Annotated in this window: 13 protein-coding genes; 7 read left to right on the forward strand and 6 right to left on the reverse strand. The window is 64.4% G+C overall.

Annotated elements, in window-relative coordinates; all coding sequences use genetic code 11:
* Window positions 1-3 precede the first annotated feature (3 nt).
* From aroC to AC3A43_RS15820, 3 genes are all read left to right on the forward strand, one after another.
* Window positions 4-1,080, forward strand: a complete 1,077-nt coding sequence (gene aroC, locus AC3A43_RS15810; protein ID WP_487793503.1) for a chorismate synthase — start codon at window positions 4-6, stop codon at window positions 1,078-1,080.
* Window positions 1,081-1,087: 7 nt separating this feature from the next.
* Window positions 1,088-2,872 carry a sodium:proton antiporter gene (locus AC3A43_RS15815; protein WP_487793504.1) on the forward strand — a complete coding sequence of 595 codons (1,785 nt, stop codon included), beginning with the start codon at window positions 1,088-1,090 and terminating at the stop codon, window positions 2,870-2,872.
* 95 nt (window positions 2,873-2,967) lie between these two features.
* Window positions 2,968-4,314, forward strand: a complete 1,347-nt coding sequence (locus AC3A43_RS15820) for a dicarboxylate/amino acid:cation symporter (RefSeq protein ID WP_487793505.1) — start codon at window positions 2,968-2,970, stop codon at window positions 4,312-4,314.
* Between the two features lie 16 nt (window positions 4,315-4,330).
* Here the strand turns inward: AC3A43_RS15820 and AC3A43_RS15825 are convergent, their stop codons facing one another.
* Window positions 4,331-5,245 carry a hypothetical protein gene (locus tag AC3A43_RS15825; RefSeq protein WP_487793506.1) on the reverse strand — a complete coding sequence of 305 codons (915 nt, stop codon included), beginning with the start codon at window positions 5,243-5,245 and terminating at the stop codon, window positions 4,331-4,333.
* A 173-nt stretch (window positions 5,246-5,418) separates the two neighbouring features.
* Between AC3A43_RS15825 and AC3A43_RS15830 the strand changes: the two genes are divergently transcribed.
* Both AC3A43_RS15830 and AC3A43_RS15835 read left to right on the forward strand, forming a co-directional pair.
* Window positions 5,419-6,825: a cytochrome P450 gene (locus AC3A43_RS15830; protein ID WP_487793507.1), complete on the forward strand. Its 1,407-nt coding sequence runs from the start codon at window positions 5,419-5,421 to the stop codon at window positions 6,823-6,825.
* 69 nt (window positions 6,826-6,894) lie between these two features.
* Entirely contained in the window at window positions 6,895-7,335 is a 441-nt protein-coding gene (locus AC3A43_RS15835; RefSeq protein WP_487793508.1) for a hypothetical protein, read from the forward strand.
* A gap of 51 nt (window positions 7,336-7,386) precedes the next feature.
* On the opposite strand, the gene AC3A43_RS15840 is transcribed toward AC3A43_RS15835, so the two are convergent.
* On the reverse strand, window positions 7,387-7,599 hold the full coding sequence (locus tag AC3A43_RS15840) for a type II toxin-antitoxin system Phd/YefM family antitoxin (protein WP_487793509.1): 213 nt from the start codon (window positions 7,597-7,599) through the stop codon (window positions 7,387-7,389).
* A gap of 165 nt (window positions 7,600-7,764) precedes the next feature.
* On the opposite strand from AC3A43_RS15840, the gene AC3A43_RS15845 reads away from it, so the two are divergent.
* Window positions 7,765-9,156: a cation:proton antiporter gene (locus AC3A43_RS15845; protein WP_487793510.1), complete on the forward strand. Its 1,392-nt coding sequence runs from the start codon at window positions 7,765-7,767 to the stop codon at window positions 9,154-9,156.
* A gap of 115 nt (window positions 9,157-9,271) precedes the next feature.
* Entirely contained in the window at window positions 9,272-9,988 is a 717-nt protein-coding gene (locus AC3A43_RS15850) for an extensin-like domain-containing protein (RefSeq protein WP_487793511.1), read from the forward strand.
* Here AC3A43_RS15850 and mddA read toward each other — a convergent pair.
* The 4 genes from mddA to AC3A43_RS15870 all read right to left on the reverse strand — a co-directional run bounded on the left by mddA (window position 9,985) and on the right by AC3A43_RS15870 (window position 12,849).
* Entirely contained in the window at window positions 9,985-10,719 is a 735-nt protein-coding gene (gene mddA / locus AC3A43_RS15855) for a methanethiol S-methyltransferase (protein WP_487793512.1), read from the reverse strand. The two genes, AC3A43_RS15850 and mddA, sit on opposite strands and share 4 nt — an antisense overlap.
* 107 nt (window positions 10,720-10,826) lie before the next feature.
* Window positions 10,827-11,186, reverse strand: coding sequence for a HesB/IscA family protein (locus tag AC3A43_RS15860; RefSeq protein ID WP_487793513.1), 360 nt, complete (start codon window positions 11,184-11,186; stop codon window positions 10,827-10,829).
* Window positions 11,183-11,677: an SUF system Fe-S cluster assembly protein gene (locus AC3A43_RS15865; RefSeq protein ID WP_487793514.1), complete on the reverse strand. Its 495-nt coding sequence runs from the start codon at window positions 11,675-11,677 to the stop codon at window positions 11,183-11,185. The genes AC3A43_RS15860 and AC3A43_RS15865 overlap by 4 nt, the downstream gene beginning before the upstream one ends.
* Entirely contained in the window at window positions 11,674-12,849 is a 1,176-nt protein-coding gene (locus AC3A43_RS15870; protein ID WP_487793783.1) for an aminotransferase class V-fold PLP-dependent enzyme, read from the reverse strand. Before AC3A43_RS15870 ends, AC3A43_RS15865 begins: the two co-directional genes overlap by 4 nt.
* Between the last annotated feature and the right edge of the window lie 2 nt (window positions 12,850-12,851).

Consider the following 12,851-nt stretch of genomic DNA (forward strand, 5'->3'; position numbering starts at 1 on the left):
GCAATGAGTTTCAACAGCTTCGGACGCATCCTTCGCTTCACGACGTGGGGGGAAAGTCATGGCCCCGCGCTCGGTGCCGTGGTCGACGGCTGCCCGCCGCGCCTGTCGCTGTCCGAAGCCGACATCCAGCCTTATCTCGACAAGCGCCGCCCCGGCCAGTCGCGCCACACGACGCAGCGGCAGGAGCCCGACCAGGTCCGTATCCTGTCGGGGGTTTTCGAGGGCAAGACGACGGGCACGCCGATCAGCCTGATGATCGAGAATGTCGACCAGCGCTCGAAGGATTATGGCGAGATCGCGCAGGCCTATCGCCCCGGGCACGCCGATTATGCCTATGACGCGAAGTACGGCATTCGCGACTATCGCGGCGGAGGCCGGTCGAGCGCGCGCGAAACCGCCGCGCGTGTCGCCGCGGGCGGGGTCGCGCGGCTCGTGATTCCCGAGGTGCAGATTCACGCATGGGTCGCCGAAATCGGCGGCGACGCGATCGACCCCGCGAACTTCGACCTCGAAGAAATCGACCGCAATCCCTTTTTCTGTCCCGATCCTGCCGCGGCGCAGCGCTGGGAAGGGCTGATGGACGCGGCGCGCAAATCGGGCAGTTCGCTGGGTGCGGTGATCGAATGCGCTGCCAGCGGCGTTCCGGCCGGCTGGGGTGCGCCAATTTATGCCAAGCTCGACAGCGACCTCGCCGCTGCAATGATGGGCATCAACGCGGTAAAGGGCGTCGAAATCGGCGCCGGCTTTCACGCGGCGCGCCTGCGCGGTGAGGAAAATGCCGACCCGATGCGTCCCGCGAGCGACGGCAGCAATCGCCCCGACTTTCTGTCGAACAACGCCGGCGGCATTGCGGGTGGCATCTCGACCGGTCAGCCGGTGGTGGTGCGCGTCGCATTCAAGCCGACCAGCTCGATCCTTACCCCGGTACCGACGGTGAACAAGGCAGGCGAGGCGACCGATATCGTCACCAAGGGGCGTCACGATCCGTGCGTCGGCATCCGCGGCGCCCCGGTGGTCGAGGCGATGATGGCGCTCGTCCTCGCCGATCACAAATTGCTCCATCGCGCGCAGTGCGGATAGGCGCCGCATGATCGAGGCGCTGCGAGCTTTCATCGAAGCGCATCAGGCGGTCATAACGCTGCTGATCCTCGCCGCGATGTTCGTCGGTTTTCTGATGGAGCGCCTGCCCGCGACGGTGATCGCGATCCTCGGCGCCTGCACCTGCCTCGCGCTCGGCATCCTAGACGACAAGTCGATCTATTCGGTCTTTTCCAACTCGGCGCCGATCGTCATCGGGGCGATGTTCGTCCTCTCGGGTGCGCTGATCCGCACCGGGGTGATCCAGCGCATCGCCGATCTGATCATGGCGCGCGCCGAAAAACATCCGCGCCTCGCGATCGTCGAAGTTCTGCTCGGCGCGCTTGTCGCCTCGGCTTTCCTCAACAACACTCCTGTCGTCGTCGTCCTGATCCCGATCATGATGAAACTCGCGGAGGTCACCGGGGTCAGCGCGAAAAAGCTGCTCATGCCGCTGTCGATCGTCGCGGTGCTGGGCGGGACTCTGACCTTGATCGGAACCTCGACCAACCTGGTGGTCGACGGGATCGTGCGCGAGGCGGGAATGCCGGGATTCGGCATTTTCGAAATCACAAAAATTGGCCTCGTCACCGCTGCCTCGGGCGTGATCGGGCTCGCCTTGATGTGGTGGCTGCTGCCATCGGACAAGCCGGTGAAGGGGCCTGCTGGAACGCATGACGCGCACCAATATCTGACCGAACTGGTGCTGGACGAGGACGACGATCTGGTCGGCATGACGGTCGAGGCGTTCCGCGACTTGCCGCGCTCGGGCCGGGTCGTTGGGGTGCGCCGGGCATCGGCGGTCGTGCGCGGCGCCGACCTCGAGCACTGGACGCTCGCGGCGGGCGACCGCCTCATCGTCCGTGTTGATGGCGCGACGCTGATGACGTGGCGCGAGCAGGGGCGCTTCCGCCTTGGTATCGGCAACGGCGAGCCCGCGGCAAGCGACATGGTTGTCGAGACAATGATCGCGTCGAACCATCCCGGGATCGGCCAGCGGCTGATCGATATCCCGTTCCTGCAAAAAATCCGCGCGCGTATCATCGGCCTCGACCGCCCCGCGCACGAACCTGGCCCCGACCTTGCCAGCGTCCGCATTCGTCCCGCTGACCGCCTGCTCGTCGCCGGCGGTGTGCGCGAGGTCGAGGCGCTGCGCGACAATCCGCACCTTATCGGCGCCGATCTTGCCAAGGTGCGCGCTTTCCGCCGCGGCAAGGCATGGATTGCGATCCTCTGTATGTTGTCCGTGGTAACGCTCGCCGCGTTCGACGTCCTGTCGATCGGGGTCGCCGCGATCATCGCGATCGGCGTGATTCTCATCACCCGCTGTATCGACAATGAGGAGGCGTGGGGAACGATCGACGGCGACGTGCTGATTCTGATCTTTGCGATGCTTGCGGTCGGCCTCGCGCTCGAAAACAGCGGCGCGGTCGCGATGATGGTCGGCTGGGTGAAGCCTTCGCTTGCCGACGCGCCCGCGTGGATGCTCGTTTTCGGCATCTATTTCTTTGCCCTGATTTTGTCCGAATTGCTCAGCAACAATGCGGTGGCGGCGCTGATGACGCCGGTAACGCTGGCGATCGCCGCCGAACTCGGCATCGACCCGCGCCCGCTCGTTATCGCGCTGATGATCGGCGCCTCCGCCTGTTTCGCGACCCCGATTGGTTATCAGACCAACACCATCGTTTATGCCGCGGGCGACTATCGCTTCGTCGATTTCGTAAAGATCGGCGTGCCGCTGAATATCATTACCGGCGTTTCGACCTGCTTCGCGATCGTCTTTTTCATGACCTAGCGTAAGCTTAGGCGTCGGGCGATTGCCCGCAGCGCGTCAGGCTGTTAACCCCCCACCCCACAGACACCGCACCAGCGGGGCAGGGGAGTAAATACATGGGCCATCGCCTGACTTTGTATATTTTGATCGGCATGATCCTCGGGGTCATCACCGGCTATCTGGTCCGGGTCTATGTCCCCGCCGACAGCCAGGCCTTCGAATATTGGCTGCGCAGCTTCAGCACGCTGTCCACGATCTTCCTGAACCTGATCAAGCTGGTCGTCGCGCCGCTGATCCTCGGCACGCTCGTCGCAGGCATCGGTCATATGGGCGACAGCTCGGCGCTCGGACGCATCGGGACGCGTGCGATCACCTGGTTCATCCTCGCCAGCCTGATTTCGATCAGCCTTGGCCTGATCATGGTCAATTTCTTCGAGCCCGGCGCGGGGCTGAATCTCACGGTCGGCGCGCATTCGATCGCCGAGGTGGGCGAGGTCAAGAAACTCGATCTGTTCGAGTTCGTCGAACATGTCTTTCCGAAGAATATCTTTCAGGCGATGGCGGACAACAACGTCCTCCAGATCCTCGTTTTTGCGCTGTTTGCGGGCGTTGGCCTCACCGCCATCGGCGACAAGGGCAAGCCGTTGCTGCGCGGTGCCGAGGCACTCGCCGAACTGATGCTGCAGATCACCGGCTATGTCATGCGTCTCGCGCCGATCGCGGTTTTTGGCGCGCTCGCGGGTGTCGTCGCCAAATACGGCCTCGGCATCCTTGGGACTTACGCCGAACTGGTCACCGAATTCTATCTTTCGCTTGTCGTGCTGTGGGTCATCCTGCTCGGCATCGGCGCGATCTTCCTGCGCCGCCGCATCTTCTCGCTGATCCGCTATATCCGCGAACCGCTGTTGATCGCTTTCTCGACGGCCTCGTCCGAAGCCGCGATGCCGAAGCTGTTCGAACAGCTCGACCGTTTCGGCGTGCCGCGCCGCATTTCCGGGTTCGTGCTGCCGTTGGGGTATAGCTTCAACCTCGACGGCTCTATGATGTACGCCAGCTTCGCGACGCTCTTCATCGCGCAGGCTTATGGCATTGAGCTGTCGATCACACAGCAGATCCTGATCCTGCTGACGCTGATGGTGTCGTCAAAGGGCATCGCCGCGGTGCCGCGCGCCAGCCTCGTCGTGATCACCGCGACGCTCGCGATGTTCGATCTGCCGGTCGAGGGTGTCGCGCTGATCTTCGCGATCGACCAGTTCCTCGACATGGGCCGCACCGCGACCAATGTCGTCGGCAATGCCGTCGCGACCAGCGTCATCACCAAATGGGAAGGCATGCTGGAAGAGCCCGAACCGGCCGATCTCGAACGGCCGCACGCGCCCGCGCATACCGCGCACGGCGGCGCGCGCGGGCTGGAGCTTGCCGAGGATATGGTGACCGACGCCCGGTCGAAACCGGACGCCTGACGCCGGGGTCGCGAACCTAGTCGGGGCGCGCGTTGTTGCCCCGGTCGCTACGCGCGCGGCCGGCTGACGGCGCGGGACGCGGCTCGGGCGCACTGCGTACCACCGGCTCCGACTGCGGCGCGGGCGGGCGATAGGCGGGGGCGGGCCGTTCGGCGCGCGGAGCGCGGTCGGGCATCGCAGAGGGGGCAGGGCGGGTCCGCGGCGGACGGCCGCCTCCACGGTCGCCGCGCGGCGCCGAAAAAACGTCGCCGGGTTCGGTTGCGGGCAGGTTGCGGACCGGACGCGGGCGCCCGGCGGTCCCCTCCTGCGGAACCGGGCGCGGACGGCCCGCGCCCCAGTCGGGGCGACCTGGACGACCGGGATTGTTCGCTCCCGGCGGTGTGCCGTTAGCGCCGTCACCCGGTCTGCCGCCCGGGCGCGTGCCGCGCGGTCCGTCATCGTCGCGATCACCGCGGTTCCAGCCGCCGGGCCTGCCCGGGCGGCCATCACCCGGCCGTCCGTCGCCGTCGCCGCGATTCCAGCCACCGGGGCGCCCCGGCTGACCGTCGCCGCGTCCACCATGATGTTTCCACCACGCGCGGCGCCCGCCCCAATAATTCAGATACTGATCGCGCAGCGGGTAACGGTTGCGGGAATTGTCGAACATCCACATGCCATAACCGGGATAATAATAATCATTGTACCAGCCGCCGCCAAAGCCGATCTGTGCGAAACCGCCTCCATAGTCGGACGCGTCGTAACAGTCATAGCCATAGCCGTCGTCATAGGCATAGCCTTCGCTGTCGTAATAAGCGTCGCCATAGCGCGACGAACAATCGCCGCCCGACGCATAGCTCGATCCATAGACGTCGCCATAATAGCAGCCGCCGAGCGTCGTCGTCGCGAGCGCGCCCAGCGCGATGGAGAGGGGACGCCTGAAACTCTTGGCCATAGCTTGATCCTTTTGGGTCCAACGGATGCGACCCGTCACCTTGGATATCAAGTTGCGCGAGTCGAGTTGAATTTGCGGTGAATAGTGTCCCACGACGCCCGCAGCGTTACTTGCATCGATGTCAGTAGTGCGATACGCATTGGGTAACGCAAGATGGACGAGGATTTGACCCGATGAACGCGCCCACCAATATCCAGCAACCGAGCCAGTGGTCCGAAGCCCGTTTTGGCCCCGAAACACGGCATTGGCTGCCGCGCAATCCCGACCAGACGCTCGACCATATCCCGGGCGAGGACGGCATGCCGGTGATCGGCAACACTCTCGAACAGCTCGGCGACTATCGCGGGTTCACCAATCGCATGGTCGCCAAATATGGCCGCGTCTATCGCAACAACAGCTTTGGCGGGCGCAGCGTCGCGCTGCACGGGCCGGAGGCGAACGAGCTTGTCATGTTCGACCGCGAGAAGATCTTTTCATCCGAACAGGGCTGGGGGCCGGTGCTCAACCTGCTCTTCCCGCGCGGGCTGATGCTGATGGATTTCGAAAAGCATCGCGCCGACCGCAAGATACTCTCGGTCGCGTTCAAGCCCGAACCGATGCGCCACTATGCCGATTCGCTGAACGAAGGAATCAAGAGCCGCATCGCCGACTGGAGCGGCAAGACCTTCAAATTCTATCCGGCGATCAAGGAACTGACCCTCGACCTCGCAGCGACCAGCTTCCTCGGTATCCCCTGGGGTCCCGAGGCGGACAAGGTCAACAAGGCCTTCGTCGACATGGTGCAGGCGTCGATCGGCGTCGTGCGTGTGCCGATGCCTTTCACCGCGATGGGCCGCGGCGCTAAGGGCCGCGCCTATCTGGTCGACTATTTCGGCAAGATGGTGCCCGAGCGGCGCGAAGGCACGGGCGAGGACATGTTCAGCCAGATTTGCCGGACCCGCGACGACGCGGGCGAATATCTCTCGGCGGAGGCGATCGTCGACCATATGAACTTCCTGATGATGGCGGCACATGACACGATCACCAGCTCGCTCACGTCGATGGTCTGGGAGCTGGCGAAGCATCCCGAATGGCAGGACAAATTGCGCGAAGAAATGCTCGCGGTGTCGCCGGCGGGCGAGGGCGTCGGCCACAACAGCCTCGGCGAGCTTGAGATGACCGAATGGGCATTCAAGGAATCGCTCCGTCTCGTGCCCCCGGTGCCGAGCTTCCCGCGCCGCGCGCTCAAGGATTTCGAATATGGCGGCTACCGCATTCCGGCTGGCACCTCGGTCGGCGTCAGCCCTGCCTATACGCATATGATGGCGGAGCATTGGCCCGATCCCGAGACGTTCGACCCGATGCGCTTTTCGCCCGAGGTCGCGCGCGAACGGCACAAATATGCGTGGGTTCCCTTCGGCGGCGGCGCGCATATGTGCCTCGGCCTCCACTTCGCCTACATGCAGGCGAAGATCTTTTTCCACCATGTCATCACGACGCACCGCATCGTCGTCGCCGAGGGTTATGAACCGAAATGGCAGGTGCTGCCGATCCCGCGGCCGAAAGACGGGCTGACGGTGAGCTTCGTACCGCTGGCCTGACCCGCCCCGCTCCGCTTGTTTGCGCGGGGCGGCAACCTATCTCCGATCTTTGGAGATAGGGGGACGGGCGTGGTCTTTGCACTTTTTCTGGCGGGTCTGGTCGCGGTAATGCTGTTCGCGTCCGATACGGCAGCTGCGTGCTGGCTCCACCGCGCGACCGTCGAGGAGCCGCTCCGGCTCGTCGCGCGGCTCGAACGCAAACATATCCTTTTCCTCATCGTCGGGCTGTTCGCCATCCAGGCCTATGCCGCCGTGCTCCCCGCCGAACTCGCCGTGGCACTGGCTTGGGACATGACCGCCTATGTCGATGCGATGATCGCGACATGGGCGCTGTCGACCTTTGCGCGCTTCCGGTCGATGCGGGCCTTGATGGCGCTTCGCATGGCCGCGCTGCTCGCGCCGCTCAGGCGTCTCCGCATGCGAGCGCGCCGCAGCCGTCCGCGCCGCCCCGACCTCCGCAAGCCCGCTGCAAACGACGATGACCCATGGCCCGTCGCGATGGCGGCCTGAACCTGCGCCGCGAAGGACCGGTTAGGTTGGGAAGCGGGCGCTTCCTGTTCGTTATCCCGGGCTTGACCCGGGATCCCACGGCGGCGGGGCCGCGAGCAGCTCTGCCATATTCTCGCGCTCGCCGCTCAATTGCCGCCACGCGTCGATGCCGATCAGGACATGGGTGGCTCGCCCCCGGTCGGTGACGAACACTGGTTCGACCAGCGCGAGTCGTTTCGCCCGGCTGCCGTCCTGATTGCGCTCACGGCTTGTTACGAGCTTCATCAAATGTTCCCGTCGTCGGAAATCGAAAGCGGCGACGGGACCAATCGGGGATTTGGTATTGCATGCCTTGCTGTTTCATGTCTCCATCGCGTCGTAAAATGGCAATTGGCGGTTCTATGCGAGTCGCACGATGCCATGGTGGGAAGATGGCAATTGGTATCACATATGTTCGATGAACTGCTGCGCGCTGTCGGTGACGTGATCGGCGCGCATGGTCCGGCGGTGAACGCGGCGCAAAGCTATGCGCCGAGCGATTACAGCATCCATTTCTTCCTCCAGATCGCAGTGATCCTGCTCGTCTGCCGCGTCGTCGGATGGCTCGCGCACCGTTTCATGGGACAGCCGCAGGTCGTGGGCGAAATGATCGCCGGCGTCGTGCTTGGCCCCTCGCTGTTCGGCCTCGTCTTTCCCGAATTTCAGGCCGCGCTGTTCCCGAAGGAGACGCGCAACATGCTGTATGTCGGCGCGCAATTCGGGGTCGGCCTTTACATGTTCCTCGTCGGCACCACCCTGCGCCTCGACCATTTCCAGTCGAAGGCGAAAAGTGCGGTCGGCGTATCGGCTGCGGGCATCGTCGCACCTTTCCTGTTCGCCGCCGCGATCACGCCCTTCCTGCTCGATATCCCCGGGCTGTTTACCGAGGGGCTGGGGCAGGGCAGCGCGACCCTCTTCATGGGCGCGTGCATCGCGCTCACCGCGTTCCCGATGCTCGCACGGATCATCAACGAGCGCGGCCTTGCCAACACCTCGCTCGGTACGCTGACGCTGACCGCGGGCGCGTTCGACGATGCGGTGTCGTGGTGCGTTCTCGCGATCGTGCTTGCCACGTTCGGCGCCGGGCCGGGTGTCGCGCTGCTCGCGATCCTTGGCGGGGTCGGCTTCGCGCTTTTCATGGTCTTTTTCGGCCGCAAGCTGCTGATCCCGCTCGGCCGGGCGGTCGAGGCCAAAGGCGAACTCACCCACGGCCTGCTCGCGGTTGTGCTGATGCTTTATGCGATGTCGGCCTTCTTCATGGACGCGGTCGGTATCCATGCGGTGTTCGGTGGCTTCCTGCTCGGCGCCTGCATGCCGCGCGGGCTGCTGACCGAGGAGATCAAGCGCAAGGTCGAGCCGATGACGGTCGTCTTCCTGCTGCCGATGTTCTTCACCTACTCGGGGCTCAACACCCAGCTCACGACGGTGAACAGCCTGTCGCTGCTCGCAATCGCGGCGGGCATATTGTTGGTCTCGATCGCCGCCAAGTTCGGCGCCTGCTGGCTCGCGGCGCGGCTCGCGGGCGAGGATAATCGCACCGCGATGGGGATCGGCGCGCTGATGAACGCGCGCGGGTTGATGGAACTGATCATCATCAACATCGGCCTGCAAAAGGGCATCATCGGCCCGACGTTGTTCGCGATCATGGTGCTGATGGCGATCGTCACGACGGTGATGGCGGGGCCGCTGTTCGAACTGGTCTATGGCCGCAAGGCACGCGAGCGGGGTGAACTCGGCGCACTGGGTACCGAAGGGCCCGACGACGCCGAGGCCCGCGAAAGGCTGGCGGCGGGGCCTGTCTGAATCAGCTGTTGGCGCCGCGGCCGGCCCGCGATCAGGATCAGGCGTTTCTTCAATCCGAACGCCATCGAGCGGCGCAGCTCTTTCAACGAGCAGTAAATTATGCTGTGCGGGACGGGTGGCTACTCTCCGTCCCTATCTGACCTGGTTCACCGTCGCGGTGCTGCTGACCCTCGGCGCGGTCCTTGGCATGCAATGGGTGCGCGCGCATCCCGAACATATCCCCGGCGCGCGCTTTGAACTGGCGCATCCGCAGGGCTGGGCAACGAACCGCAAGCTGGGGGCGCTGGCAAAAGACGACAGCGCCTGCTTCGCGGCGTTCGATCGCGCCAATGCGGGTTATCTGCGCCGGCCCGCCATCGGCAGCGGCGCCTGCCGCGCGAGCCAGCGCATGATCCTGACCGGCGACAGCTTCGTCCCGACGATGCGCCCCGCGAATGTCGCGCCGGGCTGCGCGGTAACCGCGGCGATGGCGCTATGGACCCGCGACGTCGTCCAGCCGCTCGCGCAAAAATATTTCGGGCAAAAGGTGGTCGAGCTCGAAAATCTCGGCAGCTATAATTGCCGCAAGATCGCGGGACAGCCGAACCAGAGCCAGCATTCGACTGCCAATGCGATCGACATCTCGGCCTTTGTCCTCGCCGACGGCACGCGCATCTCGTTGATCAACGACTGGACGCCGGGCGACACGCGCAGCGAATTCCTGCACGAAGTTCGCGACGAAAGCTGCGGCCTGTTCAGCACGATCCTGTCGCCCGACTATAACCGCGCGCACGCCGACCATTTCCATCTCGATATGGCGGCACGGACCGCGGGCTGGACCGTCTGCCGCTAGCCGCGGCGAACGCGCGGGATCAGCATGCCGACGCGCGTTCGATAGCCGACATAGGCCTCGCCAAAGATCGCGACGAGATCGCGCTCCTCCAGCCGGATCGCGATCAGCATATAGATCGACAGGCCGGCGGCGAGCAGCAGATGGCCCGTCGTCATCACCGGTGTCGCCCAGAAGGCGATGAAGAATCCCGAATAGAGCGGATGACGGACGAATTTGTAGAAGAAGGGCTGACGCAGCATCGGCGGCGCGGCGGCGCGCTTACGCAGCGCGAACCAGGCTTGCTGCAGCCCGAACAACTCGAAATGATTGATCAGGAAGGTGCTGGTCAGCACGATCGCCCAGCCGCTCGCGAACAGAACCCAAAGGATCGCGGCGCCCGCGCCGTGGGTGACCGTCCAGACCGGTGCCGGAAGCTGATGCCAGAAGGCCATCAGCACGATGAGCGCCGCGCTGGCGAACAGCACATAGGTGCTGCGTTCGATCGGCGCCGGCACGATGCGCGTCCAGCCCGCCTTGAACCCCGGCCGCGCCATCACGCTATGCTGGATGCCGAACAGCGCGATCAGCGCCGTGTCGATCAGCACCGCTTTTCCGGGCGTCGCAACGCGCGCGAAGTCGACCGTCACCGGAACGAGCGACAGATTGCCGACAAAAGCGATCAAGTACAAAAAGGTCGCGAAAAAGATCGCGTAAGCCGCTGCGGCATAAAGCAAATAGAGCGCACGCATCATGACAGCCCCTGCTATTTCGGGGCGTTATAGCATGTTTCGCGCAGAAATGCGCGCTTAGGGTCGGGGCCTGCTAATGGCGCGAACGTGCCATTAGCAGGCCCCGACCCTCAGACGGTAAAGCTCTCGCCGCAGCCGCACGCGCCCTTGGCATTCGGATTTTCGAAGACAAAGCCCGCGGCGAAGTCATCTTCGACCCAGTCCATCGTGCTGCCGATCAGGTACAGCACCGACGCGCCATCAATGTAGAACACCCCGCCCGGCGTCTCGATCTTCTCGTCGAACTTCACCTCTTCGGTAATATAGTCGACCGAATAGGCGAGTCCCGAACAGCCGCGGCGCGGTGTCGACAGGCGGACACCGATCGAACCCTCGGGCGCCGACGCCATCAGCTTCGCGATGCGTTCTTCCGCTCCGGCGGTCAGGGCGACGGCGGCGGGGCGAGCGCGGGTCTTGGTTTCGGTCATCATAACATTCCCAATTCAAGCCGCGCTTCGTCGCTCATATTCTGCGGCGACCACGGCGGATCCCAGACCAGATTGACTTCGGCATCGCCGACGCCGGGAACCGCACCGACGCGCAATTCGACCTCGGCGGGCATCGATTCCGCGACCGGGCAATGCGGCGTCGTCAGCGTCATCGTCACGACGGCGTGCCCTTCGTCGATCTCGACATTGTAGATGAGGCCGAGGTCATAGATGTTCACCGGGATTTCCGGGTCGTAGATGTCTTTCAGCGCGTTGATCACGGCCTCGTACAGGTCGCCGCCCACCGCGCTTGGTTCGACCGCCGCGGGTTTCGCTGCGAGGAAGCCTTCGAGATAGTCGCGCTTGCGCTCGAGCTTCGCGCCCATCGTTTCTGGCGCCGTTTCGACATCCGCGACGCGCGCCTTCGGCGGTGCCTCGACGCTGTCCACTTCCTCGACCCGAATCCCGGTCTCACTCATGCGGTTCTCGCTCATCCGAAAATCCTTTCGACGCGGGCGAGGCCATCGATCAGCGCCGCCACATCGTCGTCATTGCTGTAAACGCCAAAACTCGCGCGCGCGGTCGCGGGAACCCCGAGATGCTCCATCAGCGGCTGTGCGCAATGGTGCCCGGCGCGGATCGCGACCCCGCTTTCATCCAAGATAGTGCCGATATCGTGCGGATGAACCCCCGCCATCGAAAAGCTTACGATTCCGGCGCTGTTTTCGGGGCCGAAAAGCGTGATGCTGTTCTTGCGCGCGAGCGCCTCGCGCAATGTGCCGACCAGTGACACCTCATGCGCGTGGATCGCGTCGACACCGATGGCTTCGACATAATCGACCGCCGCAGCGAGCCCGATCGCCTCGATAATCGCCGGCGTGCCCGCCTCGAAGCGCGTAGGGGCGGGGGCATAGGTCGTCTTCGCAAAGGTCACGCGGTCGATCATTGACCCGCCACCTTGCCACGGCGGCAGCGTGTCGAGCTTGTCGCTCCACAACACGCCGATGCCGGTGGGACCGTACAGCTTGTGCCCGGAGAAGACATAATAGTCGCAGCCGAGCACCGCGACATCGACGGGAAGCCGGGGCACCGCCTGGCAACCATCGATCAGCAATTCGGCGCCGACCCGGTGCGCCAGTTCGGCAGCGCGCGCGACGTCGAGCGGGCTGCCGAGCACGTTCGACACATGCGCAAAGGCGACCATCTTGTGTTCGGGGGTCAGCAGCTTCTCGGCGGCATCAAGGTCGATGCAGCCGTCGGCGGTCAGCGGGCACACATCGACCTGCCAGCCCGCAAGCTGCCAAGGCACGATATTGCTGTGATGCTCGAGCATCGACAGCAGCACGCGACCCTTCTTGGGGTGCGAATAAGCGATGAGATTGATCGCCTCGGTCGCCCCGCGCACGAACGCGATCTCATTCTCGCGCGCGCCGATAAAGCCCGCAATCCGCCGCCGCGCCGCCTCATAGGCGAGTGTCATGTCGGCCGAGCGCGCGTAGACGCCGCGGTGCACCGTCGCATAGTCGCGGCCCATCGCACCCACCGTCGCGTCGATCACCGCCTGCGGCTTCTGCGCGGTCGCGGCGGTATCGAGATAGTGCCAGCCGGGCGTCAGGCCGGGGAAGTCGGCGCGGACGTCAGTCAAGGTGCGGAGCGCGGTCGCGATGC

The sequence above is a fragment of the Sphingopyxis sp. Soil_C_28 genome, from assembly GCF_057657055.1.